Source organism: Streptomyces antnestii (genome assembly GCF_004005495.1).
In the GTDB taxonomy this organism is placed as follows: Bacteria; Actinomycetota; Actinomycetes; order Streptomycetales; family Streptomycetaceae; genus Streptomyces; species Streptomyces antnestii.
Genome location: NZ_RZYA01000003.1, coordinates 409,218 through 434,434, shown reverse-complemented (window position 1 = coordinate 434,434; position 25,217 = coordinate 409,218). Strand labels below are relative to the sequence as shown.

General features: G+C 71.5%; 20 protein-coding genes. 9 read left to right on the top strand and 11 right to left on the bottom strand.

Features of this window, described 5'->3' with window-relative positions:
- Positions 1-5 precede the first annotated feature (5 nt).
- The 3 genes from EOT10_RS09905 to EOT10_RS09895 form a co-directional block, all read right to left on the bottom strand.
- Positions 6-1,652, bottom strand: a complete 1,647-nt coding sequence (locus EOT10_RS09905) for a polyamine aminopropyltransferase (protein ID WP_127827725.1) — start codon at positions 1,650-1,652, stop codon at positions 6-8.
- Positions 1,653-1,729: 77 nt separating this feature from the next.
- The gene (locus tag EOT10_RS09900) at positions 1,730-2,251 is read right to left on the bottom strand and encodes a DUF2617 family protein (protein WP_127827724.1); all 522 of its coding nucleotides are present in this window, start codon (positions 2,249-2,251) and stop codon (positions 1,730-1,732) included.
- Between the two features lie 378 nt (positions 2,252-2,629).
- Positions 2,630-2,980, bottom strand: a complete 351-nt coding sequence (locus EOT10_RS09895; protein WP_127827723.1) for a hypothetical protein — start codon at positions 2,978-2,980, stop codon at positions 2,630-2,632.
- A gap of 125 nt (positions 2,981-3,105) precedes the next feature.
- Here EOT10_RS09895 and EOT10_RS09890 point away from each other — a divergent pair, with 125 nt between their 5' ends.
- From EOT10_RS09890 to fxsT, 4 genes are all read left to right on the top strand, one after another.
- Entirely contained in the window at positions 3,106-4,302 is a 1,197-nt protein-coding gene (locus tag EOT10_RS09890; RefSeq protein WP_127827722.1) for a pyridoxal phosphate-dependent aminotransferase, read from the top strand.
- A gap of 199 nt (positions 4,303-4,501) precedes the next feature.
- The gene (locus EOT10_RS09885) at positions 4,502-6,010 is read left to right on the top strand and encodes a VMAP-C domain-containing protein (protein ID WP_127827721.1); all 1,509 of its coding nucleotides are present in this window, start codon (positions 4,502-4,504) and stop codon (positions 6,008-6,010) included.
- A 97-nt stretch (positions 6,011-6,107) separates the two neighbouring features.
- Positions 6,108-7,223 (top strand): AAA family ATPase, encoded by a 1,116-nt coding sequence (locus tag EOT10_RS09880; protein ID WP_127827720.1) that lies wholly within the window; start codon positions 6,108-6,110, stop codon positions 7,221-7,223.
- Complete coding sequence (gene fxsT, locus EOT10_RS09875; RefSeq protein ID WP_127827719.1) at positions 7,220-11,482, top strand: FxSxx-COOH system tetratricopeptide repeat protein; 4,263 nt, start codon at positions 7,220-7,222, stop codon at positions 11,480-11,482. The genes EOT10_RS09880 and fxsT overlap by 4 nt, the downstream gene beginning before the upstream one ends.
- 27 nt (positions 11,483-11,509) lie before the next feature.
- Here fxsT and EOT10_RS09870 read toward each other — a convergent pair whose 3' ends face one another.
- The 4 genes from EOT10_RS09870 to clpB form a co-directional block, all read right to left on the bottom strand.
- Positions 11,510-13,405 (bottom strand): HEXXH motif domain-containing protein, encoded by a 1,896-nt coding sequence (locus EOT10_RS09870; protein ID WP_189491374.1) that lies wholly within the window; start codon positions 13,403-13,405, stop codon positions 11,510-11,512.
- A complete protein-coding gene (locus tag EOT10_RS09865) occupies positions 13,399-13,629 on the bottom strand; it encodes a hypothetical protein (RefSeq protein WP_127827717.1) in 231 nt (76 codons plus the stop codon). Before EOT10_RS09865 ends, EOT10_RS09870 begins: the two co-directional genes overlap by 7 nt.
- Before the next feature lie 371 nt (positions 13,630-14,000).
- The gene (locus EOT10_RS09860) at positions 14,001-14,540 is read right to left on the bottom strand and encodes a type III secretion system chaperone family protein (RefSeq protein ID WP_127827716.1); all 540 of its coding nucleotides are present in this window, start codon (positions 14,538-14,540) and stop codon (positions 14,001-14,003) included.
- 243 nt (positions 14,541-14,783) lie between these two features.
- A complete protein-coding gene (clpB, locus tag EOT10_RS09855) occupies positions 14,784-17,390 on the bottom strand; it encodes an ATP-dependent chaperone ClpB (protein ID WP_127827715.1) in 2,607 nt (868 codons plus the stop codon).
- 125 nt (positions 17,391-17,515) lie between these two features.
- Here clpB and EOT10_RS09850 point away from each other — a divergent pair, with 125 nt between their 5' ends.
- A complete protein-coding gene (locus tag EOT10_RS09850) occupies positions 17,516-17,932 on the top strand; it encodes a pyridoxamine 5'-phosphate oxidase family protein (protein ID WP_127827714.1) in 417 nt (138 codons plus the stop codon).
- A 189-nt stretch (positions 17,933-18,121) separates the two neighbouring features.
- Here the strand turns inward: EOT10_RS09850 and EOT10_RS09845 are convergent, their stop codons facing one another.
- Both EOT10_RS09845 and EOT10_RS09840 read right to left on the bottom strand, forming a co-directional pair.
- Positions 18,122-18,475 carry a Rieske (2Fe-2S) protein gene (locus tag EOT10_RS09845; protein WP_127827713.1) on the bottom strand — a complete coding sequence of 118 codons (354 nt, stop codon included), beginning with the start codon at positions 18,473-18,475 and terminating at the stop codon, positions 18,122-18,124.
- Positions 18,472-18,672, bottom strand: coding sequence for a hypothetical protein (locus EOT10_RS09840; protein ID WP_431313270.1), 201 nt, complete (start codon positions 18,670-18,672; stop codon positions 18,472-18,474). The genes EOT10_RS09845 and EOT10_RS09840 overlap by 4 nt, the downstream gene beginning before the upstream one ends.
- Before the next feature lie 154 nt (positions 18,673-18,826).
- On the opposite strand from EOT10_RS09840, the gene EOT10_RS09835 reads away from it, so the two are divergent.
- The 3 genes from EOT10_RS09835 to EOT10_RS09825 all read left to right on the top strand — a co-directional run bounded on the left by EOT10_RS09835 (position 18,827) and on the right by EOT10_RS09825 (position 22,449).
- The gene (locus tag EOT10_RS09835; protein ID WP_127827712.1) at positions 18,827-19,840 is read left to right on the top strand and encodes a helix-turn-helix domain-containing protein; all 1,014 of its coding nucleotides are present in this window, start codon (positions 18,827-18,829) and stop codon (positions 19,838-19,840) included.
- Positions 19,837-20,865: a helix-turn-helix transcriptional regulator gene (locus EOT10_RS09830; protein ID WP_127827711.1), complete on the top strand. Its 1,029-nt coding sequence runs from the start codon at positions 19,837-19,839 to the stop codon at positions 20,863-20,865. The genes EOT10_RS09835 and EOT10_RS09830 overlap by 4 nt, the downstream gene beginning before the upstream one ends.
- A 114-nt stretch (positions 20,866-20,979) precedes the next feature.
- Positions 20,980-22,449, top strand: a complete 1,470-nt coding sequence (locus EOT10_RS09825; protein ID WP_127827710.1) for a hypothetical protein — start codon at positions 20,980-20,982, stop codon at positions 22,447-22,449.
- A gap of 46 nt (positions 22,450-22,495) precedes the next feature.
- On the opposite strand, the gene EOT10_RS09820 is transcribed toward EOT10_RS09825, so the two are convergent.
- A complete protein-coding gene (locus EOT10_RS09820) occupies positions 22,496-23,623 on the bottom strand; it encodes a sugar ABC transporter substrate-binding protein (RefSeq protein ID WP_223280896.1) in 1,128 nt (375 codons plus the stop codon).
- A gap of 299 nt (positions 23,624-23,922) precedes the next feature.
- On the opposite strand from EOT10_RS09820, the gene EOT10_RS41240 reads away from it, so the two are divergent.
- On the top strand, positions 23,923-24,660 hold the full coding sequence (locus tag EOT10_RS41240; protein ID WP_189491371.1) for a scabin-related ADP-ribosyltransferase: 738 nt from the start codon (positions 23,923-23,925) through the stop codon (positions 24,658-24,660).
- A 42-nt stretch (positions 24,661-24,702) separates the two neighbouring features.
- Here EOT10_RS41240 and EOT10_RS09805 read toward each other — a convergent pair whose 3' ends face one another.
- Positions 24,703-25,146 (bottom strand): ATP-binding protein, encoded by a 444-nt coding sequence (locus tag EOT10_RS09805; protein WP_127827707.1) that lies wholly within the window; start codon positions 25,144-25,146, stop codon positions 24,703-24,705.
- Between the last annotated feature and the right edge of the window lie 71 nt (positions 25,147-25,217).

The window sequence follows — 25,217 nt, the reverse complement described above, 5'->3', positions numbered from 1 at the left end:
CCCCGTCAGTCGGCGTACCGCGGATGCACGAGGGTCGAGGGCGCGAGCCCCGTCATACGGGACCGCTCCGCCGCTCGCTCCTGCTCCCACGGCACGACCTCGGCGAGCGGCGGGCGCAGCCCGGCGAGCAGGAACCCCCAGTCGCCCGGCGCCCGTGTCCCGTCGAGCGTCCGGTCGGGCCCGTCGGCGATGCCGGTGAGCCGGTCCCACGCCCCGTGCCCCCGCCCGCCCGGGGCCGGCGGGGCACCCGTGCCCACCCAGTACGGCACCGTGCCCAGGCCCGCCGCCCGCAGGGTCGTCTCGACCGTCCAGAACACCCGGGGCCGCGACGACAGGGACCCGGCGTGCACGGCGAGCCGCCCGTCCGGGGCGAGGACCCGGGCGACGAGACCGTAGAACTCCTGCGAGTACAGCTTCGTGCTGGCCGTGATCCCGGGGTCGGGCAGATCGGAGACGACCACGTCGTACGGGGTGTGCGGGCCGCGCAGCCAGCGGAAGGCGTCCGCGGTGGTGGTCCGCACGCGCGGGTCGCCGTAGACATGTCCGTTGAGCGCGCTGAGCGCCGGATCGTTTCTCGCGAGGCGTACGACGCCCGGATCGATGTCGACGATGTCCACGCGCCGCACCCCGGGGAAGCGCAGCACTTCGCGGGCGGCGAGGCCGTCACCGCCGCCGAGCACGAGCACGCGCGCGTGCGGCCCGTCCATCGCGGGCCGCACCAGCCCCTCGTGATAGCGCCGCTCGTCACGGCCGCTGACGCGCAGGCGCCCGTCGAGGAAGAGGTCGAGCGGCGCGTGCTTCCCGCCGGTGAGGACGATCTCCTGTGCGCCGGTCTGGACGGCGACCCGTACGTCGTTGCCGTACATGGCCTGCCGGGCGGCGCGTTCGAAGTCGTCGACGAGGGCGGCGGCGGAGGCGAGCAGGCCGAGGACGAGAAGGTTCGCCACGAGCAGCGTCCAGCGGCCCCGGCGTGTGAGGTCACGGCGGAACAGGCCGAGGACGAGGGCGCCGCCCGCGAGCGCGTTGACCGCGCCGGTGAGCAGGGCGCCCGTCAGCTGGCCGAGCATCGGCAGCAGCAGGAAGGGGAAGGCGAGCCCGCCGACGAGCGCGCCCACGTAGTCGGCGGCGAACAGGTCGGCGACGGCGCCGCCCGGGTCCTGCCGTCTGATCCGCTGGATGAGGACCATCAGGAGGGGCACCTCGGCGCCGATGAGCACCCCGATGGCGAGGGAGAACCCGACGAGGAGATAGCGCGAGCCGCCCGCCCAGGAGCCGCCCCAGTCGCCGGTCCAGGCGAACGCCGCGTAGAGCGCCATCGCGCTGCACCCGCCGACCAGCGCGAGGGCCGCCTCGACCGCGCCGAACCCGGCGGCGGCCCGCATCCGCAGCCGCTTGGCGGCGAGCGAGCCGATGCCCATGGCGAAGACCATCACGGACAGCACGACGGACGCCTGGGTGACCGAGTCGCCGATCAAATACGAGGCGAGGGCGACCAGTTCGAGCTCGTACACGAGTCCGCAGGCGGCGCAGAGGAAGACGCCCGCGAGCACGAGGAACCGCCCCGTCCCCGGTGTGACGGGGAGGGGGGCCCTGCCCTCTTCGCTCCGGGCGGGCGGGACGCCGGACGGGAGGGGGGTGCGCGGCTCGATCACCTTGGGAACGCTACGTCACCGCACAACTCCGCCCCGTCACCCACACGTGTGGAAGTGGGCGGTCGGACGCATGGGCGTCACCGCGCCGCGGCCGGGGCGCGCACCCCCACCCGGGTCCTGGTGACGACCAGCTGGCCCTCCTGCGGATAGGCGTGCCAGGTGCGCCAGTGCACCTGGCCCCCCTTGCGGTGGGCGAGCAGGGCGGTGAAGGCGTGCGGGCTGCCGGGGAACACCCCGGCGAGGCCGTTGGGATGGTCGGACACCAGCGCGAGGAGTTCCTGCGCGCGGCCCGCGAACGAGCCCTCGGAGAGGTTCTCGACGTGCGCCGCGAACTCGTACTCCCAGTCACCCAGGCGCTTGGCGACGCCGAGCGGCAGCGGGGTGCTGCTGCCGGGGATACAGGCGACGGTCTCGGAGCAGCTGCCCTGCTCCTCCTCCAGGAGTACCTGGTGCGAGGCACCGAGGAGCCTCAACTGCAGTTGGGCGCCCTCGAGTTCGAGTTCCAACGTGGCGAGCGCGGGCAGCGGTTCGCGGCCCAGGGCCCAGGCCAGATCGTCCGCGCGCGTGTCGGTGTAGGCGGTGTTCAGGGTCGTGAGCATGGGTCGGCTCCGCTAACACGCAAAGGAGGTGAGGCCGGCGCTGAAAGGGGAGGCCGGCACGTGCCCACGAGAACGTACGAGGGCCGCTTTGACGGTTAAGAGGGAATCATGAACGGTGGGGCCGCCACAGCGTTTTTACCCAACTTCGCATGGTTTCCATCCCCTCCGGGGACCCCACAGCTCAACTGTTCAACTTCTCCGGGCAACTTGCGTACCGTTTCGCGCACACCGGACCGTTCCAGGCGCATATGGCACCGGATCAACTCCCGGCGGCTCCGCACACATTCCGCATACGTTCCCTCATACGTACGGCCCACGCGGACCGGCTGCCCCGTGTCAGCCGTCTCCCTGTGGGCCGTACGTGTCCCGGTGGCGCGCTCAGTTGCCGCCGCCGCACCCGCCCCCGCCGCCGCACGAGGACCCACCGCCGCAGGAGCTGCCGCCCCCGCAGGAGTGCCCGCCGCCGCAGGAGTGCCCGTGGCCCCCGGAGCCGCCCGACGAGGACGAGCAGGAGGAGCCGCCCGCCGCGCCGCCCCCGGCCCACCAGCTGTCCCCTGAGCCGGACCCGGAGCTGCGGCCGGAGCTGGAGCTGCCCGTCCGGCGCCCCGCGGACGGCCGGCCCTTGCTCAGTGACGTCTTGTTCTTACGTGGTCCGGAGCCGCCCGCGGACGACACGGCCACGACGATTCCCACGATCACCACGACAAAGATGATGGCTCCCACGATCAAGGCCCTCACCTTCCTCTCGTTCCCCCGAAACGCCCCCGAGCCGGTCCCGTCGGGCGTGCCTCGGGGATGCCCGGGCCCGCACCACCCCAAAGCAGAGTTGAGGAACTCCAGAGGTTCGGCGCAGGATGGCCGCCATGACCTCCAGCGCGCGTCCTCTCCTCAACCGCCGCCTCGCCGAGTTCGGCACGACGATCTTCGCGGAGATGTCCGCGCTGGCCACGGCGACCGGCTCCATCAACCTCGGCCAGGGCTTCCCCGACCAGGACGGCCCCGCGGAGATCCGCGAGGCGGCCGTACGGGCGCTGCGCGAGGGTCACGGCAACCAGTACCCGCCGGGCCCCGGTGTCCCCGAGCTGCGCACCGCGATCGCGGCCCACCAGGAGCGCCGCTACGGCCTGGCCTTCGACCCGGACCGCGAGGTCCTCGTCACGGCCGGCGCCACCGAGGCCATCGCCGCCGCGCTCCTCGCCCTGGTGGAACCCGGCGACGAGGTCGTCGCCCTGGAGCCGTACTACGACTCGTACGCGGCCTGCGTCGCGATGGCGGGCGGCACGCGCGTCCCCGTCACCCTGCGCCCCGACACCGAAGCGGGTGGCTTCCGGCTCGACCTGGACGAGCTGCGCGCCGCCGTCACCGACCGCACCCGCCTCCTCCTGATCAACACCCCGCACAACCCGACCGGCACCGTCCTCACCCGCGAGGAACTGACCGCGATCGCGGAACTCGCCGTCGAGCGCGACCTCCTGGTGATCACGGACGAGGTGTACGAGCACCTGACGTTCGGAGACGCCGCGCACATCCCGCTCGCCACGCTGCCCGGCATGCGCGAGCGCACGGTGACGATCGGGTCGGCCGGCAAGACGTTCTCGTTCACCGGCTGGAAGGTCGGCTGGGTGACCGCGTCGCCCGAGCTCGTCACCGCGGTCCGCTCGGCCAAGCAGTTCCTCACCTATGTCTCCGCCGGCCCCTTCCAGTACGCGGTCGCCGAGGCGCTCGCGCTGCCGGACACGTACTTCGACGCCTTCCGTGCCGACATGAGCCTCAAGCGGGACCTCCTCGCGGACGGCCTCGCGGCGGCCGGGTTCGAGGTGTTCCGGCCCGCGGGCACGTACTTCGTCACCACCGACATCCGCCCGCTGGGCGAGAGCGACGGCTTCGCGTTCTGCCGCGCGCTGCCGGAGCGCGCGGGCGTCGTCGCCATCCCGAACGCGGTGTTCTACGACCACCGTGACGCGGGCGCGCCCTTCGTACGGTTCGCGTTCTGCAAGCAGGTCCCGGTACTCGAGGAGGCGGTCGCCCGCCTCAAGAAGCTGACCGCCTGAGCGGCCGCCCGGAACCGGCGTGATCCGGATCGGTCGGTCAATGCCGTACCCACGCGCGGCTCTTCGGCATACCCTTGCTGGCTCGGGCGGCGATGTTAACGACCGTTGCCGCGTGACGCGTGAGGGGGACACGTGGAAGTGGTTCGACCGACTACGCACGACCGTCCGGCGGGTGACACCCGGCGGCGCGAGCGTTCCCATGACGATGTCTGAGTACCCGCCCGGGTACCCGGACCGTCCCGCGAACGAGGAACAGCTCGTGGAGGCGCTGATGCGGGTGACGGTCCTGGAGGACCGGCACGCCCGCCGCCTGGTCGTGGACGGGGCGCTGCAGCGGCTCGGGCAGCGCCTGTCCGTCGTCGAGCACCCCGACAAGAAGCGGCACATCGTCGAGATGGTCAGGGTGTTCGCCACCGTGCCCCAGGGCTTGGCGCGGCTCGTCGAGGCCGTCAGGTATCTGTCCGGCGACGACCTGGCCTCGCTCCAGGCGGCCACGCTCGTGGATGCGCCCCTGCCGCCGGCCGGCGACCCCGCGCACCGGGCCGGCCTCGACCCGCTCCTGAGCGGGCTCGACCGGCGCAGCGTGCCCGAACTCGCCGATCTGTTCTGCCATGTGGCGGGCGACAGCTTCGGGCCGCTGCCGGAGACGACCCGGACGGCCCGCGAGGCGTACGAGCTCCTGGAGCAGTGCAACGTCCCGTCGGACGGCATCCCGCGCAGCGTGCGCTTCCTGCACGAACTGGCCTCCCTGGTCGGCCCGGAGAGCGGCGACCCGCTCAGGGTCTGGCTCAGCGGCCACGTCCACTCCCTGGCCGGCGCGGGACCCGAGGGCCGGCGCATGCTCGACGCCCTGCGCGCGACCACCGGGAGCTGGCGAAGAGACCGGGGCCGTGAAGCCTTTCTGGTGATCCGGCTCCAGCCGTTGACCGAGTCACCCGATCGTGTCGCACTCACCTGCTGGACCAGTACGGGCAACGCGTGGGAGCCGCGTCAGCGGGACGACCGCGAGCTGCGTCTGACCGAGGTCCCCGAGTGGGTCGCCACCCTCGTCGACCGGGAGGAGGAGCGGCTGCGCAACCACCACGGCGGCATCGTCGTGGAGTTCATCCTGTCCCTGGCGATGGCGAACACGCCGGTGGAGGACTGGACCCGGACCAGCCCCTTCGTGATGCGCCAGCCGGGGCTCGGCGAGTCGGCCCCGTACACCCCTCCGCTGGGCATGGACTACAAGGTCGTCATACGCAGCCTGGAGCGCATGGAGGCACGCCAGGTCCACCGGGTGTGGAACGCGCGCTGGGAGGTGCTCAGGGGCGGGCGCGCGGGGCACGTGCACCGGTGCGAGACCGGCGCGGGGTCCCAACAGCAGGCGCTCTACGCCAAGTTGAAGCACAATCCGGCCATTGTGCTGATGACCCTGGGCTCGTCACCCGACGAGGAACACGGGCTCAGCGAGCTCACGCTGGGCCTCCAGGCGGGCCTGCCGGTGCTGCTCTGGGCTCACCAGGGGCCCCTCGGCGACGCCGAGCACGAGGAACTCCACAGAGTCGCCCGAACGGGCGCCTGGGACGACCTGTTGGAGACGGTGACGCGCTTGCGCTTCTCTCCCGGAACACGCGACGATGGGCGGGAGGGTTCCGTCGACTCTCACATCGCTGTGCTGTGGGACGATCCGAGCCGACTGCCCGAAGTGCCGGAATCGGCAAGTTGACAGCAACTCAGCTACCAACCAGGTGTTCGGGCGCGCAGGGTTGGGGAGTACGGACGTGCACCGACCGGGCGCGAACCAGGGTGAGGGGGAACGGTCGATGGCCGACAGGGATCCGCACGTTCCGGGACAGGCCGACGGCGCGGCGGCCGATCCCGGCGCCTGGCGCATCTACCGAGGCACGGCGAGGCCCCGCACCGAGGGCCCCGTGTCCCGCGATTTACCCCCGCCGCCGCCCTGGCGCCGCTTCACCGGCGCACCCCTGATCACCGATCCGCCACCGGGCGACGAGGACGAGTTCACCCGCCGCCTCGGCCCGCCCGACGGCCCCGTCGTGCGGACCGCGTCGGAGCAGGAACTCGATCTCGTCAACGCCGCGCTGTTCCTGCGCAGGCCGCTGATCGTCGCGGGCCCTCCCGGCATCGGGAAGTCGAGCCTCGCCCACTGCATCAGCCGCGAACTCTCCCTCGGCCGCGTCCTGCGCTGGTCCATCACGAGCCGCAGCTCCCTCAAAGAGGGCCTGTACGCCTACGACGCCATCGGCAGAGTGCAGGAGGCGGCGACCCGCGGCGCCCTGCGCGGCTCCGGACCCGGCGCCCCCGACGGCCCGGCAGCCGACCCGGACGGCCTGAACAACCTCGGTGACTACGTCCAACTCGGCCCGCTCGGCACGGCGTTGCTGCCCCGTGCGACACCGCGCGTCCTGCTCGTCGACGAGTTCGACAAGTCCGACACGGACCTGGCGGGCGACCTGCTGAGCGTCTTCGAAGAGGGCGAGTTCCGCATCCCCGAGCTGGCCCGCGTACGGTCCAGGCTCCCGGAGGCCGAGGTGCACACGGACGACCCGGACGGCACCGCGGTCATCCACCACGGCCATGTGCGCTGCGCCGCGTTCCCCGTCGTCGTGATCACCAGTAACGGCGAGCGCACGCTGCCGCCCGCCCTGCTGCGCCGCTGTCTCTACCTCGACCTGCCCGCGCCCGACGCGGGGCAGCTCGCCGCGATGCTGGCGGCCCAGCTGTCGCAGGGCGACGAGGGACGGACGGAGATGATCCGCGACTTCCTCAGCCACGCAAGGACCGGCGGATCGCTCGCCGCGGACCAGCTCCTCAACTCGGAGTTCCTGCGCACCACCCCCGCGGGCCCCGGCCAGGGGTCCATGAGCACGCTGTTGCACGCACTGTGGCGACGGCTCGACGAGGTCGGCACTGGATGAACCGGTCGCCCTTCCACGGCGGCGTGGCGGGTGACGGTATCGGGCCGGGTGCCGCGCCGCCGGCAGAGGCGTCCCCGCAGCCGCACTGGTACGAGGCCGGCGAGGTCCTGTGGCTGGCCGCGCAGCGGTGGCTGCGGCTGAGGGACGCCCAGCTCGCAAGGCCACGGCCCAGCCCGCCGGCCGAGCTGCCCGAAGCGCCCGAGGCGGAGCGGCCACGCCCCGAGGACCTCGACGGCCCCGTACCGGAGCCCGTCGAGGAACCCGTGGAGCGGCCCGCGCCGCCGACCGGGCCGACGCCGCCGGACCTGGATCCCGGCGGCCATGTGGACTCGCTCCTGATGAGCCTGGGCAACGGCTTCGCGCTCGACCGCTCGCGGGAGATCGAGAAGGCGCTCAGGCCGCTGAAGCGGCGCGTCGCGTCCCCGGGCCGGGTCGTCCTGAACGAGGAGGCGACCGCAGAGCTGCACGCCGAGACCGGCATCTGGCTGCCCCAGCTGGAGCCGGGCCAGGAACGCCGGCTGACCGTGACGCTCCTGGTGGACTCGGGCGACTCGATGCGGCTGTGGTCGCACACCGCGGAACGCCTCGCGGAGACCCTGCACTGCTCGGGCGCCTTCCGCGACGTACGGACCGTGCGCTGGCAGGAGGACGGTAAGGGCGGGCCCCTCGGGGACAGCGCCGGCCGGCATCTGGTCCTCGTCCTCACCGATCTGCACGCCGACCACTGGGGTGACGGCAGCGCGCGGCGCAGGCTGGCGCGGTGGGCCCGCACGATGCCCGTCGCGATCGTGCACGTCCTGCCGGAGCACGTGTGGGCCAGGGCGGGCACGCGGACCAGCACGCTCCGGCTGACCAGCCCGCACCCCGCGGCGCCCAACAGCGCCTGGACCGCCGAGTCCGTGGGCCTGGTCCTGCCCACCATCGAGGACGACGCACCGGACACAGCCGACGGGTTGCGGCTGCCTGTGGTGACGCTGACGCCCGAGGGGATCGGCGGCCTCGCCCGCTTCCTCGCGCACGACACGCGGGGCGGCTACACGGTGCGCGTCCTGGACCGGACACCCGGCGACGAGGGCGCCGTCGCGCGCAGGCCCGCCGCCGCGCTGCCCCCCGACGTCCAGGTCAAGACCGTACGGGCCCAGCTCTCCCCCACCGCCTACCACCTGGCCCGCGTCTCGGCGGCCGTCCCGCTCAACCTCGACGTGCTGCGCGTGCTCCAGGAGGGGCTGATCCCCGGGGCGCGGAACTGGCACGTGGCGGAGCTGCTGCTGAGCGGGCTGCTGCGGCGCGCGGAAAGCGGCCCGGAGGAAGTCGCCGGGCCGGGCGTCGAGCTGGAATTCGACGAGGGCGTGCGACGCGAACTGCTCTCCGACGGGACGCGCGGCGAGACGGCCCGCGCGCTCACGCTCGCCCTCGGTCATCTGGCTGTCGCGGCACCGGTGTACGGGGAAGGGGTGACCCTTCTCCGCGAGCCGCAGCGCGCGACCAGTGTCGACATGGAAGGCTTACGGCCGTGGATTTCGTCTATTCTGCCCGCTTTCGCGGCCATGGCCGGACCGCACGCGACCGCCGCCCGGGAGCTTGAGGCACGCCTCGACAGCGACGAACCTCCACCCCCGGTGGCCCCGGCCTCCGAGGAACCCAGTCAGTCGGGCGATGGGGCCGAGCCCACCGCCCCGCCGGACACCGGCAGCGAAGATCACGAAGAAGGGGTCGAAGTAGTGAGCGGCTTGCAGTCCACCCAGGCCGGGTCAAGGGGTGACGCGCTGCAGAAGCCGCCCCCCGTCTGGGGCAACGTCCCGCCCCGCAACCGTGCCTTCACCGGCCGCGTCCAGCTCCTGGAGGACCTGCACCGCAGGCTCCAGGAAGGGACCACGGCCGTGCTCCCCGAGGCGCTCCAGGGCATGGGCGGAGTGGGGAAGTCCCAGCTCGCCGTCGAATACGTGTACCGGCACCTGCACGAGTACCAGATCGTGTGGTGGATCCCCGCCGAACAGCCGCAGCAGATCCGGCAGTTCCTCGTCCAGCTGGCGGGCCGGCTCGGCCTGAACGTCGGCAGCGGCGAGGCGAACACCGCGGTACCGGCCGTCATCGAGGCCCTGCGCATCGGCGAGCCGTTCAAGAACTGGCTCCTCATCTTCGACAACGCCGAAGACCCGGAATCCGTACGGGAGTTCTTCCCGACCAACGGCCCCGGCCGCATCCTCGTCACCTCCCGGAACGCCCAGTGGACGACGTCGGCGCGCCCTCTGGAAGTCGACGTGTTCACCCGCGAGGAGAGCCGGTCGCTGCTCCAGCTGAGAGCCCCTGGCCTCGACGACGAGACCGCGGACCGGCTCGCCGAGACACTGGGCGACCTGCCGCTCGGCATCGAGCAGGCGGCCGTATGGCTCGCCGAGACCGGCATGCCCGCGGACGAATACCTGCGCATGTTCGAGCAGCAGGCCAACGAGCTGATGCTCAGCGACCCGCCCGTGGACTACCCGCTGTCGGTCGCGGCGGCCTGGAACGTCTCCCTCGACCGGCTGCGCAAGAACCACCCCGCAGCCCTCCAACTCCTCCAGGTGTGCGCCTTCTTCGCGCCCGAGCCCATCTCCCGGCGTCTGCTCACCGGCGTCCGCGACGCCCCCGTACCCCCCGAGCTCAACGCGGCACTGAGCGACCCGATCCGGCTCGGCCGCGCCATCCGCGAGATCAACCGGTACGCCCTCGCGCGCATCAACCACAACACCAACACGATCCAGCTGCACCGACTGGTCCAGCGCGTCCTCATCACCCAGATGTCGGAGCCGCTGAAGTCGCAGATGCGCGGCGGCGCCCACCGGCTGCTCGCCAAGTTCGACCCCGACGAGCCCACGGCGTCCCACCAGTGGAAGCAGTACGGCGACCTGCTGCCGCACGTCCTCAACAGCCGTGCCGTCGAGTCCAAGGACCCCTGGGTACGTCAACTCGTCCTGAACGAGATCCAGTACATGTTCGCCTGGGGCGACCACGAGGGCTCGCTCGACCTGGCCCGGGAGACGTACACCACCTGGCGCGAGTCCGACGGGGACACCGCGGAGTACGTCCTCAACGCGGCCAGGCTCTACACGAACGCGCTGCGCATCCTGGGCCGCTACGCGGAGGCGTACGAACTCGACCAGCGCACCCTGGCCGGCATGACCGAGGTCCTCGGCCCCGAGCACGAGTCGACCCTCGAGATCACCAGCATGCTCGCCTGGGACCTGCGGCTGCGCGGCGACTTCCAGGCCGCGCTCGAACTCGACAAGCACGCCTACGAAACGAGCGAGCGCCTCTTCGGGCCCAACGACCCGTCCACCCTCCTCAGCGCCCACCGGCACGCGCTGAACCTGCGGTGCATCGGGCACTTCCGGGCGGCCCTCGTGCTCGACCGCATGACACACAGCCGCAAGGCCGAGGAACTCGGCGAGAACGCCCCGTCGACCCTGGGAACCATGGCGGCCGTGACGTTCGACCTCCAGGAGGGCGGCGAGTACCTGGCGGCGCGCGACCAGGCACGGGAGGTCGAGGAGCGCTTCCGCGCCACCGTCGGCGACACCCACCCGAACACGATGTCCGCGGCCCGGATCCGGTCGGTGACCGAGCGGCACGCCGGTGACCACGAGGTGGCCCTCGACCTCTCCGGCCGGGCCCTCACCATGTTCCGCACCCGCTACGGCGACCTGTACCCGCAGACGGTGAACGCACTGGTCTCGCACGCGCTCGACGTGTCGAACACCGGCGACCTCGACCGGGCGCTCGAACTCGGGCAGCAGGGGTACGAGGGATTCGAGGCACTGCTCGGCGCACGGCATCCGCACACCGTCGCGGCGCGCGTCAACCACGCGATCTGCCTGCGCCTGGCCGGGCGGACCGAGGAGGCCCGCGAGAGCGACATGACCGCACGGGCGCAGCTGACCGAATCACTCGGCGAGGAGCACCCGAACACCCTGGCCTGCACCGCGAACCTCGTCGCCGACCTGTACGAGCTGGGCGAGATGCAGGCGTCGGTGGAACTCGGCACGAGTTCGCTCGGCCTGTGCCGCAGCGTCCTCGGCGAGGACCACCCCTTCACCCTCGCCACCGCCGTCAACCTCGCGCTCGGGCTGCGGCAGCTCCAGCGTGACGACGAGGCGGACGAACTGCACGCGGACACGGTCCAGCGCTACCTGCTCACGCTCGGCGAGGCCCACCCGGCGACCTTGGCCGCCGCGGACGGCAGGACGGCGAACTGCGACATCGACCCGCTGATCCTCTGAGCTCGTCCGGGGGACCGGTCAGGCTGGTCAGGCGCCCTGGAGGCCCGTCACGAGCGGTCCGGTGAGACCGGGCAGGCGGGCGGTCCAGTGCGCCAGGTCCACGGGGTCGGGCAGCCGCCCGTCCCGGCTCCGGGTGTCGAGGGCCAGCGCCCGCACCAGTTCCGGGCGGTGCAGCAGGGCGGTGGCGGGGGTGTGCTCGCCCGCCGCCGCGAGGGCCAGGCCGAGACCGGCCCAGGCCGCGCGGGTCCCGGGGGCCGCGGTGAGGACCGCGCGGTAGCGATCCACCGCCCGCGCCGCGCTCCCCGGGCCGCCGCGCAGCAGGCACAGGTCCGCTTCGAGCAGGTCCGGGGCCCGCTCCACGCCGGACAGGCGCGCGCGGGTGTCCGGGGCGAACGTGCCGCCGTCGGCGAGCAGCATCCGCCGTAGCTCGCACCGGAGTTCCGGCAGCCGCGGCGGGCCGTCGGCGCGTACCCGGGACGGCGGCGCCGTCGCCTCGTCGCCGGTTCCGCCGTCGAGCCGGAGCTCGGTGAGCCGCCGCGTCGCGGCCGGGTCCGCCACGAGGTTGTGGCTGCACCAGGTGGCCCGCAGATCGGCCAGTTCGTCCAGGGCCGGGGCGAGGGCGCCGGCCGGCACCTGCTCGTCGGCCCACGAAGCAGTCTGGCGCACCATCCCGTCGGCGAACCGGCGGCCCCACGGAGTGAGTCCCGACTGGTCGGCCAGCGTGCGCAGCGCGATGGCCACCGCGTCGCGCCACACGGCGAACTCGAAATGCGCGAGGTCCGCACGGGGGCCGGTGAGGGCGTGCCGTTCGGTACGCCAGAAGTCGGCGACGCCCGTGAACGCGTACGCGCCGTGCAGCAGACCCCACGGCGGGCGCGGGTCGGTGCGCCAGGGCGCGTACAGCAGGGCGTCCGCGTGGGGTCCGCCCGTGGCCCGGTCGACGAGCGGGATCTGGTGGCTGAGGGCGTTGAGCACGGAGTGCCGTGTCTCGTGGACGAGCGTGACCGCGAAGTCGACGGCGTCGCGCGGCAGGGAGACCAGGGCACTGCCGAACGCCTCGGCGTAGGAGGCGCTGGAGGTGCGGAAGCGGGGCATGCCCGGCAGCGGCACGAGCGAGTTCAGGACGAGCCGCGCCGCGCCCGCCGCGTCCGGGTGCCGGGTCGTGAGCAGGTGCGCGGCGTCGTGCAGGTGGCGCTGCCAGAGGCCCGACTCCGCGTCGGCGACCGGGGCCGGGGGCGGCCAGGGGGAGCGGAAGTCGCGGTAGGGGTCGGCGTCGTCGAGGAGGACGCCGGGTCCCGGCTCGCGCGGGGCCCAGCTCAGCAGGCGTGCGGGGTGCCAGCCGGGGGCGGGCAGGTGCGGGGCGGCGGGCAGTTCGACGGCGTGCGGGCCGAGCGTGACGCGGGCCGTGCCGCGCCCGTCCGTCTCAAGCGTGGCGACGTCGTGTTCGCCGGAGGCGTCGTCCAGTACGGCGTGCCCCACCGTCGGCAGGATCACCTTGCCCGCACGGGCGGGCACGCGGACGCGCGCGGGAAGTCCGGCTCGCAGCGCGGCCGCCGCGGCGAGCGCGTGCGCGTAGCCGGCTTCCCGCCACAGGGGTGGCTCCCCCGGCCGGGGCCCGGCGCCGCCCCGCAGGCGCCCGAGCAGGCGGACCGCCCAGACCCCGACCGGCGGATGCCCGAGCACACGCGCCACCGCCTCCGGGTCGCGCTGTTCCGCGCGGGCCAGCAGGTCGAAGGCGTACGGCAGAGGAGGCAGCGGACCGCCGTGCCCCGGCGCCGCGTGCTCCGCGTCGGCCAGGGCGCGCAGCATGAGCATGCGGCGGCTGCGCTCGGCGGCCTCGATACGGGTCCCGGCGGGCGCGGTGACACGCCCGCCGGCGATGTCCTCCAGGTCGGCGACGGGCACGTGGTGCCGCGTCAGCACGGCACGGCAGGCCGGTCGGGCTCCTCGGGGAGGTGACACGGGGAGGCCGGCGCGGGCGGCCCATGCTCGTGACGCGGCTCGTGCGGGGCTGTGCCACCGTGCTGTCGCTCGCTGAAGTACGGGCTGTCCTGCCCGCCGGAGACGACCTGTCCGACGGCGTCCTCCATCAGATGTTCGAGCAGGGCGTCCTGTGCCTCCGACAGCAGCGGGTCCCTCAGTGCCATGGCCTCCTGAAGGCCCCGACGGCTGAGATCGACGAGTCCGGTCTCGATGTCAGTCGTAGAAGTCCTCACGTCTAACTTCCCCCTGTCGGCTCCCGCTCGCGGCCCCGCGGCGCAGACCCACCTCCTTCCCATAGTGGCCCGTGGTCAGCCGCGCCGAAAGGGGCTCTGGCGGCCATCAAGGCTTGAATTGTTCGATACATGGCCGGGGAAGGCGGCATCCGGTGCCTCGACACAGTGTTGAACGGTTACTCAACTGGTGTGCCGTGTGGGGCAATTGAGGCGAAAGCCGAAAAGCCCGGCCGCGCGCCGATGGGCACGCGACCGGGCTCTCGATGACGTACGGGTACGGAACGTGTCCCGTCGTCGTATGCCTACTCGTCGTCGGACGGCTTCTCGTCCTCGACGGCGGAGTCCACGGCCTGCTCCAGGCCGAGCTGCTCGACGAGCCAGCGGTCGAACTCGATCGCGGCGCGCACCCAGCTGACCGTCGACGAGACGAAGTGCTCCAGGCTGACGCCCGTGCCGATGAGCATCTGGGCCTCACCGATGAGGCGGACCGTGCCGTCGTCGTGGGTGTGGCTGTAGACCTTGGGCCACAGGGTGCGGCGGTTCCAGTCGTCGATGGTCTCGAGGAGCGCCGGCTTGGTCTCGAGGTCGTGGGGGCGGTCGTAGAACGTCCGCACCGAGAAGACCTGCTGGTCGTCCTCGCCGCGGAACATGAAGTACGTGCGGAACTCCTCCCACGGAGCCGCGAGGTCACCCTCTTCGTCGGTGACGTACTTGAGCTCCATCTGCTCCAGGAGCTGCTTCACGAGGTCCTGGTCGGGGACGACGGGGCCCGCCGGTCCTTCGCCCTGCGGCTGCTGGGGCTGTCCCCCGAAGTTCGGAATCGAGGACGGGTCGATGCTCACGTGCTTGGTCCCTTCGTATGGATGCCGCCATCCTCCCCCAGGATGGGCGGGGAATGGCAAGCCCCGACGGCACTGTCCGCTTCCGGCTGACAGGATCCGGCCCTCCGGGTGAGCGCGGACGGCACGCGGAGCGAGGGGGCGGTGTCCCCACCACCCCCTACGCGTTCCCGCTTTCCGGCCGGTGACCCCAGCGTTCGCGACTACAGCGCCGCGACTACACGCCCGTGACCACAGCGCCTGTGGCTACAGCGTCTTGCCGGTGGCGCGGCCCACGATCAGGCCGTCCCCGAAGGAGTCCACGCGGACCGTGTCGCCGTCCGTGACCTCGCCGGAGAGGATCTCCTTCGCGAGCCGGTCGCCGATCGCGGTCTGCACGAGCCGCCGCAGGGGCCGCGCCCCGTACGCCGGGTCGTTCCCCTCGTCGGCGAGCCAGGCCAGGGCCTCGTCGGAGACCTGGAGCGTGAGGCGCCGCTCGGCGAGCCGCTTGGCGAGCCGGTCGATCTGCAGCTTCGCGATCCGCTCCAGCTCGGCCTTGTCGAGCGCCGAGAAGACGACGAGGTCGTCGAGGCGGTTCAGGAACTCCGGCTTGAAGGAGGCCCGCACCACTTCCAGGACCTGCTGCTTCTTCTCGTCCTCGCTGGTCAGGGGCTCGACCAGGAACTGACTGCCCAGGTTCGAGGTGAGCACCAGGATCGTGTTCCGGAAGTCGACCGTGCGGCCCTGTCCGTCGGTGAGCCGCCCGTCGTCGAGCACCTGGAGCAGGACGTCGAAGACCTCGGGGTGCGCCTTCTCCACCTCGTCGAGCAGCACGACGCTGTACGGGCGCCTGCGCACGGCCTCCGTGAGCTGGCCGCCCTCCTCGTATCCGACGTAGCCGGGAGGCGCGCCGACGAGCCGGGCGACGCTGTGCTTCTCGCCGTACTCGCTCATGTCGATGCGGACCATGGCCCGCTCGTCGTCGAACAGGAAGTCGGCGAGCGCCTTGGCCAGCTCGGTCTTGCCGACGCCGGTCGGGCCGAGGAAGAGGAAGGAGCCGGTGGGCCGGTCGGGGTCGGCGATCCCTGCGCGCGTGCGGCGCACTGCGTCGGAGACCGCGCGGACGGCCTCGGTCTGCCCGATCAGGCGCTTGCCCAGCTCGTCCTCCATGCGCAGCAGCTTCTGCGTCTCGCCCTCCAGGAGCCGCCCGGCGGGAATGCCGGTCCAGGCCGCCACGACGTCGGCGATGTCGTCGGGGCCGACCTCCTCCTTGACCATGGTGGCCGTCTTGGACGCCTCCGCCTCGGCCTCTTCCTCCGAGGCGGCTTCCAGGTCCCGCTCCAGGGCGGGGATCTCGCCGTACAGCAGCTTGGAGGCGGTGTCGAAGTCGCCGTCGCGCTGGGCGCGCTCGGCCTGGCCGCGCAGCTCGTCGAGCTTCTCCTTCAGCTCACCGACGCGGTTGAGGGACTGCTTCTCCTTCTCCCAGCGGGCGGTGAGGCCGCGCAGCTCCTCCTCCTTGTCGGCGAGGTCGCGCCGCAGCTTGTCGAGGCGCTGCTTGCTGGCCGGGTCCGTCTCCTTGTCGAGCGCCAGCTCCTCCATCCGCAGCCGGTCGACGGCGCGCTGGAGCTCGTCGATCTCGACGGGCGAGGAGTCGATCTCCATGCGCAGCCGGGACGCGGCCTCGTCCACGAGGTCGATGGCCTTGTCCGGCAGGAAGCGGGAGGTGATGTACCGGTCGGAGAGCGTGGCGGCGGCCACGAGGGCGGAGTCCGCGATCTGCACCTTGTGGTGGGCCTCGTACCGGCCCTTCAGGCCGCGCAGGATCGCGATCGAGTCCTCGACGGTCGGCTCGGCGACGAGGACCTGCTGGAAGCGGCGCTCCAGGGCGGGGTCCTTCTCGATGCGCTCGCGGTACTCGTCAAGGGTGGTCGCGCCGACCATACGGAGCTCGCCGCGCGCGAGCATCGGCTTGAGCATGTTGCCCGCGTCCATGGCGGAGTCGCCGCCGGCGCCCGCGCCCACGACCGTGTGCAGCTCGTCGATGAACGTGATGATCTGCCCCTCGCTCTCCTTGATCTCGGAGAGGACGGTCTTCAGGCGCTCCTCGAACTCGCCGCGGTACTTCGCGCCGGCGACCATCGCGCCGAGGTCGAGGGAGACCAGGCGCTTGTTGCGCAGGGACTCCGGGACGTCGCCCTTCACGATGCGCTGGGCGAGGCCCTCGACGACGGCGGTCTTGCCGACGCCGGGCTCACCGATCAGGACGGGGTTGTTCTTGGTGCGGCGCGACAGCACCTGCACGACGCGCCGGATCTCGTGGTCCCGTCCGATGACGGGGTCGAGCCTGCCCTCGCGCGCCGCGGCGGTGAGGTCGGTGCCGAACTTCTCCAGGGCCTTGTACTGGCCCTCGGGGTCGGGTGTGGTCACCCGGCGCCCTCCCCTGCTCTTCTCGAAGGCGGCGAGCAGCGCCTTGGCGCTCGCGCCCTGTTCCGTCAGTACGTCTCCGGCGGCGCCGCCCTTCGCGGCGATGCCGATCAGCAGATGCTCCGTGGACAGGAACTCGTCCCCGAGCTCCTTGGCGCGCCGGGCCGCGTCCTCGACGACCGCGAGGAGTTCCCGGTTGGGCGCGGGCGGCGCCACGGTCGCCCCGGTCACGCTGGGCAGCGAGCCGAGCACCCGCTCGGCGCCGGCCCGTACGGCCGCCTGGTCTGCCTCGACGGCCGCCAGGAGGTCGGTGATGTTCTCGTTCTCCTGGCCTTCGAGCAGGGCAAGCAGCAGGTGCGCGGGCGTCAGGTCCGCGTGCCCGCCGGCCACGGCCCGGCTCGTGGCCGCGTTGATCGCATCCCGGCTCCTGTTCGTCAGCTCTGCGTCCACGTGCGCACTCTCCTCCTCGCGTCGACCACTCCCGCACACTGACTGTGTCAGCGTGCACAAAGTTGAGTCTACTCCACTCAAGTACCGGGGCGGGACATGTCCGGGCGGGGCGATAGGTTCCGGGCATGGCCAAGCGGAACGATCCTCTGCACCCCGACCCGACCTTCCTCAGCTTCTGGCGGGAGCGTCACCTGTGCACGCTGACGACCCTGCGCCCCGACGGCACCCCGCACGTGGTGCCGGTCGGCGTCACCTACGACCCCGAGGCCGGCCTGGCCCGGGTGATCACGAACAAGTCGAGCGCGAAGGTGTCGCACGTGCTCGCCGGGGCGGCGACGGAGGGCGGGGCCCGGGTGGCGGTCTGCCAGGTCGACGGGCGGCGCTGGGCCACGCTGGAGGGGCGCGCCGAGATCAGCGCGGAGCCGGAGAGGGTGGCGGAGGCGGTGCGGCGGTACGCCGAGCGGTACGAGCGCGTGCCCGCGCCCAACCCGGACCGCGTGGTCATCGAGATCGCCCTGACCCGGGCGACGGGGAACGGCTGACGTCGATCAGCCGACCGGGAACACCCGAAAGGGGACAGGTGACAGGGAACGGGTGACAGGGAACGGGTGACACCGGGACCCGTACCCGGGCCGGGCGGAAAACTACAGCGGCGCCACCGTGTTCAGGTCCACGGTGACGCCGCTGCGGGGGGAAGCACCTGCGCGATCTACAACGACGGGGGAATCGCGTCAGGCACTGCGGGGGGTGGCTGATGTGACTGAGGTGGCGTGCGGGACCTCGGGCCCCGCATCCCGTACCAGCTGGTGGTCACGCTGGTCGAGGTTGACGAAGACCATTCCGTACCTGATGGCGCACCGCACTGGCTGTGGGGCGCCCCGAGGGCGGCGAAGACACCGGTAGGCCCGGATCTCGTCCTCGTCGCTCTCGTCCCGCACGACGACGATCGGCTCGCCGAACAGGGTGACCATCAACGAATCGCCGCGGTGCGGAATCGCCGTGACGAGATCGATGAAATGCCACCCGGAACGGTAGGCCGTCGCCATCTCGCGGCGGAACGTTCTGTCGTCGGGCGGGGTGCTCATGCTGCTGTGTCCACCGGAGCGACGCTCCAGGACAGGTCCGGCGGCGCGATGCTCTGACCGGCGGACACATGGGTGGCCGGCGCGGTGCTCCAGGACAGGTCGGCGGACACGTGAGTGGTCGGCGCGCTGCTCCAGGACAGGTCCTGGGTACCGAACACACCGAAAGCCAGACCTGCGGAGAAGGCAATAGCCATCACCGAGCGAAGCATTCTCTTGCACATAGTGGGCTTCGTCCTCACTTCCATGGCGTCTCTCCCCCGACTCCCAAGACGATGGCTCATTCAGCCATCCAAACACCACAGGAGCGATGCATCATGTTCCTGCACGTTCAGGACCCTGGGGGGTGGATCTATGGCAACAAACAACGCACATCGGACACATCCTCATGCCGCGACTGAACTGTGCGACGAAGGGCGGCGGTTGTACGCCAGCGCTCTGCGGTCCGGACGCATCGCCCGAAGCGAAGTGGCGACCGCTCCCTGCCTGATGGAATTCGCCCTTCTCCACCCAGACCCGGATGACGCCACCTGGCTCCGCCCAGTTCCGCCTGCCGCCGCGCTTGCGCAGCGCCTGCACCCCATCGAACGGGAAATCCAGGAGCGGAGAAGCCTGGCGGTCGAACTGACCGATCACTTCGAGCCATTCATGGCCATCAGTGCGCAGGATGTCCCCACCACCCACGCGGTCACCGTGCTCGAAGGGATCAACCGGATCAACTCGGCCATCGAACTCGCCATCGGCGAGTGCCGTTCGGAGATCCTCACGGTGCAGCCCGGCGGCGGCCGCAGCGAGCACTCCCTGACCGAGGCACTGGAACGGGGCCAGTCCGTCATCGCCCGCGGCATCACGATGCGCACGCTCTACCAGCACACGGCCCGGCACAGCCAGGGAACGCTCGTGTACGCCGAGCACATGGCCAAGGGGAACGTGGAGATACGGACCCTCGAAGAGCTCATAGAGCGGCTGATGGTCTTCGACCGGTCGGTGGCGTTCATACCGGTCTCCGGTGACCGGCCGATCGCCCTCGAACTCCGCCACCCGGGCCTCGTCGACTACCTGGCCAAGGTCTTCGAGCAACTGTGGGTCCGCGGAGTCCCCCTCCTGGAGGAGACCCCCTACGCGCCCCCGACCAACGGCATCACCGGCGTCCAGCGCTCCATCGCCAAACTGCTCATCGAAGGCCACGTGGACGAGGCGATCGCCCGTCGCCTGGGGATGAACGTCCGCACCTGCCGCGCCCACATCGCCAAACTCGCCGCCGCCCTCGGCAGCGGCAGCCGCGCTCAGCTCGGGTTCCTGATCGCGCAGTCAGGCCTCCTCGACCAGCACCAGGACCAGCACCAGGACCAGGACCACGACTCGTGACCACCGGCGCGCACGCCCACGGAGCCGAGGAGCTGTGTGCCGCCGGCACGGCGCTCTACTCCCGGGCCCTGCGCGAGGGCCGGGTCAAGGACGAGGACGCGACGCTCGCACCGTGTCTCCTCGACCTCGGCCTGCTGCGCGCGGACCCGGACGACGGACAGTGGCTGTGCCCCGTGTCCCCCGCTCTGGTGCTGCCCGGCCTGCTGAGCAGGATCGAGAACGAGATCGCGCTCCAACGCCGCCGGGAGTCGAAACTCGCGGACACGTTCGGCCCGCTCATGGACCTCGACGCCCAGCGTGCGGCCGTCCACAGCACACCCATGATCTCGGTCCTCATGGGGTTCCAGCGGATCAACAACGCCATCACCGACGCCATGGCCACCTCCTCGCAGGAGCTGCTGACCGTCCAGCCGGGCCAGCGCCCCGCCACCCTGCTGGCCTCGGTCCTCTCCCAGGAACAGGAACTCCTCTCCCGTGGCTGCCGGATGCGCACGCTGTACCAGCACACGGCGCGCCACTCCACCGCCGCCGTCGCCCACTACGAACAACTCCGCGGCGACGTACAGGTCCGTACCCTCGACGAGGTCACCGAGCGGCTCGTCCTGCTCGACCGGACCGTCGCCTTCATCCCCGCCAACACGGACCGCACCGTAGCCCTGGAGATCCGCCACCCCGCCCTCATCTCCTACCTGGTGACGACCTTCGAGCGCCTGTGGCGCCTGGCCACGCCCATGTTCCCCGTCGCCGCGCACCGCCCCCCGGCGAAGGACGGCGTCACCTCCCGGCAGCGCACGATCGCCGCGCTCCTCATCGAGGGCCACACGGACGCCGTCATCGCGAAACGCCTCGGCATGAACATCCGCACGGTCCGCGTGCACATCGCCAAGCTCGCCAGCACGCTCGGCAGCGAGAGCCGCGCCCAACTCGGCTACCTCATCGGCCAGTCCGGAATGCTGGAACGCGAACTGGAACGCGAACCGGAACAGGACCAGGAACCGGCACCGGAACACGGCGAGAGCCGATAGCCAACCCGGGACTGCCACCCGGGACCGCCACCCGAAACGATCTCCGTACAACCAACCCCCGCCCCTGCATGTCCAACTCCCCGCCCCGTACCTCACCCAGGGAGAGACGTCCTCATGCAGGCATCCCAGGCAGCCCAGGCACCCCGTGTTCCCCAGGAACCGTTCGCCGGTCGCAGACGGCGGCGGCACGCGTCGCTCGCCCTCGTCGCGGGCGCCGTCCTCGCGCTCGGTTCCGTCGCCCCGGCGAGCGCCGACGAGCAGGAGACGGACGCGCTCTGGATCGCGGCGCCGTACGACCTCGTCCTGCCGACCGCCGACGCGCAGGGCGACGCCGTCGGCAACACAATCGAGGTGAAGCTCGGCCACGACAACACGAACAACGCCATCACCGGCGGCAAACTCACCGTCGACGCGACCGAGCTGGCGAACGTGGCCGACGTGACCTGGCCCTCGGACTGCGCCCCGGGCGCCGACGCGCTGACCGCGACCTGCGACTTCGGCGCGCTGAACACCGGCCCGTACGAGACCGTCGCCGAGATCGGCCTGCGCGCCAAGGCCGGCGCCCCCGCCGACACCACCGGCACGATCCACTTCACCGCCGACGCGGACAGCTCCTTCGGCCCGCTCACCGGCTACCCCACGGACACCCAGGTCCGGCTCGGCGACGGCCCCGACCTCGGCGTGAACCAGGTCCCGTACCGGACGGGCGTCGCGCCGGGCTCGGACATCGCCCAGGCGATCCGGCTGTCCAACCACGGCAACCGCACCGCGGACCGCACCCTCCTCACCCTCTTCGCCTCGCACGGCCTGGACTTCGCGCAGCGCTTCGGCAACTGCACATACCTGGAGGACGACGCGACCACGCACCAGACCGGCACCACGGCCGTCTGCGTCCTCGACAAGCCCGTGGCGCCCGGTCAGCAGTACGACCTGTCGGCGGCCGGCGCGGTGCGCGCGACGGGCGCGGCGCTGTACGAGCGGTTCGACTACTCCGTCGACCAGTACTCGGACGAGGCGTACGAGCAGGCCGTCGCAGGGCGGCCGTTCGTCCAGGGCACCGGCGCCGACCTCGTGCCCGCCGCCGTCCCCGCGGCCCGCACCCTGAGCGCGACGGCGACCGAGCCCGACCTGAACACCGAGGACAACTACCGCAGCACCCTGATCAACGCGGACAACAAGGCCGACCTGATCGCCCTCGCGAACGACATCAAGGGCGTGGCCCCCGGTGACATCGTCACCGCCCGCGTTGGCGTGAAGAACCGCGGCCCGGCCTGGGTCGCCTCGCTCGGCGCCGGCGCCCCCGCGGCGGCGATCGACGTCACCATCCCGCAGGGCACGACCGTCACCGGCGCGCCCGACTCCTGCTACGAGCGCGGCACGAACCAGTACACGTGCCAGAGCCCGATCTTCATGTGGGAGAAGGACCGTTCGACGTTCGACTTCACCCTGCGCGTCGACCGTGTCATCGAGGGCGGCGCGAAGGGTTCGGTCGCCACGGTGAACGACAATCCGGAGCTGCGCATCAGCGCGTTCGACCCGCAACTGGCCAACAACACGGCCGAGTTCACGGTCTCGGGCAGCTGATCCCGCCCGTGGGTCCCCGCCCCGCGGGGGGGGGGACCCACGGCCCCTACTTCAGCCCGATCCGCGCGCACGCCGCCGCGTACGCGGCCGTGCAGATGTCCCCGGTCCGGTAGATCCCGTCCTTGATCACGGTCGACTTGATGCTGCTGCGCGTCATCGGGACGACCTGTACGAGGAGTGAGGGGACGTTCGGGGTGGTCGGGCTGTCGACGCGGTCCTTGGTGAGCGCGTTGAACTCGATGTCCCGCTGCTGGGCGAGGAGGACGGCCATCTGCGCGGCGGTGGAGGCCTCTTCCGGGTACGGCTTGTACACGGTCATGTACTGGTCGCCCGCCACGATGCGCTGCACGGCGGCGAGTTCGGCGTCCTGGCCGGTGACGGGCGGGAGGGTGGTGACGCCGGCGGCCTTGAGGGCGCTGATGACACCGCCCGCCATGCCGTCGTTCGCGGAGTAGACCCCGGCGATGTTCTGCGCGCCGAGCGCCCGGATGGCGTCGGCCATGTTGGCGCGGGCGTTCTCCGGCTTCCAGTCCTTGGTGTCGTACGACTTCGCGACCGTCACCTGTTCCTTGAGCTCGGCCAGGGCACCGTCCTTGTAGAGCGCGGCGTTCGGGTCGGTGACCGAGCCGTTCATCATGACGATGCGGCTGTTCTTGGAGGCCTTGGTGCCGAGGGCCTTGAGGAGCGCCATGCCCTGCACATGGCCGACCTGGTCGCTGTCGAACGACACGTAGCCCTCGACGGGGCCCTCGGCGAGCCGGTCGTACGCGATGACGGGGATGCCCGCGTCCTTGGCCTTCCTGACCGAGCCCGCGATCGACCTGGAGTCGACCGCGTCCAGGATCAGGACGTCGACCCGGTCGCGGATCATCTGGTCGACCTGTCTCTCCTGGCGCTTGGCGTGTTGTTCCGCGTTCGCGTAGAGAACGCGGCCCTTTCCGCCGGTCAGGGACTCGACCTCTTTCTCGATGTGCGGGTGGTCGAACTTCTCGTAGCGCGCGGTCTCCTTCTCGGGCAGGAGGAGACCTATCTTCAGGTCCTGCTTCTGCCGGGCGGACGCCTTGTCCGCGGCGTCGTTCGACGGTTCGGTCCAGCTGCTCCCGCACGCGCTGAGGGACACGGCCATGGCGGACGCCGCCCCGACGAGGACGGCGCGCTTCGTACGCGGATTCACTTGTCATACCTCCCTGACGTGACCGCGTCGTTGCGGCCGAGGTGGCTGGAAGCCAACTCGGCCGGACACATAGCGTCAAGAGATGAATCCCAAATGAGACGGAAACGGGTCTGAGCGTTCTGGACCTGAAGACGACAGTAACCGCGAGTAACCCCTCCGGGTGGGGGCGAGTGGCGGGTGCCGGGTGGCGGTATGACTTGTTTACCCCTGGGAGTGACCTGGTGTCCGCGACGGCCGGTTCATGATCCCTACGCCGTTATAAAGAGCCCGTCCAGTTGATCAACTGATGGGTTCCCTCCGTGCTCAAGGCCGCTCTGCGTGTCCTCGCCGCCACCGCTCTCGTCACCGTCCCGATGACCGTCGCGGCCTCGGCCGACACGGCCACCCACGGCTCCACCACCGCCAAGACCGCCACCACGGGCGCCGCCACCACCACCGCCACCAAGGCTGCCGCTCCCGACACCGGGCCCTGCGGCCCGGTCGGCCCCTTCCAGCCGTTCGACTGGTGGCGCACCACCACCTCGCCCGCCATCTTCCCGGCCGTCCTGAGCACCGCGGCCATGGAGAACTGGCAGTGGCGCTACGACACCAACACGCTCTGGCGGGGCGACACCCGGGAGAACGTGCAGCAGCTCTTCCAGGACGGTTTCACTCCGCGCGGCGACACGCTCACCCCGCTCGCCGAGTACATCGTCAAGGGCGGCGGCCAGAACACCGCGCACGTCAGCACCAGTTGTGAGAAGTGGGTGGCACAGAAGTTCGCCACCTACGGCGCGGCGAAGACGGGGTGGGTGTACGAGATCGAGGCCCCGGGCGGCATCGACGTGAACGCCACGGCCCACCTCAACGGCTACGAGTCCCCGTACCTCTGGAACAAGGAGATCGACTTCCCGGGCGGCATCGCCGGCGAGCACATCAAGAGCGCCTGCAAGTACCACCTGCTCAAGACCGACCCGGCGACCAAGGTCAACACCTACGAGAACCTGGGCTGCCAGACCAACCGCCACTTCCAGGACGACCTCGTGGCCGCGCACTGACCCCACGCGACGCCGGGGCGGGGGTGGCGGGCCGAATGCCCGCTACCCCTCAACCTCCCCGCCCAGCTCGAACCACACGCCCTTCGCGTACCGGCCGGCCCGCTCCCCCGCGACACCCCACGCATCGGCGACCTCGGATACGAGCGCGATCCCACGCCCCCAGCAGGCGGCGGCCCCTGCGGCTTGCCGGGTCACCACAGGCGGATCCGGACTCTCGTCGAACACGCTGATCCGAAGCCGGGCGGGAGTCGCCAGCAGCCGCAGCATGGCGGACCCCTTCGTATGCAGGTGCACGTTCGTGACGAGCTCCGACGTACACAGGGCGGCAGGCACGACGAGGGCCTCCCGGCCGAGGGCCAACAGAACGACCCGCACGAAGTCCCGGCACACCTTGGGCGCGCGGGCATCACCGGGCGCGAACAGGCTGTAGTCGTAGGCGAGTTGGGGCGAGCGGTGGGCTGCGCGCCGGGCAGGATCGAGGCCCATGGGGGGTACTCCCGTCGGGAGAAGCGAGTGAGGGGGGTGACGCCTCGCACCCGGCGATGGCATTGCCCGGC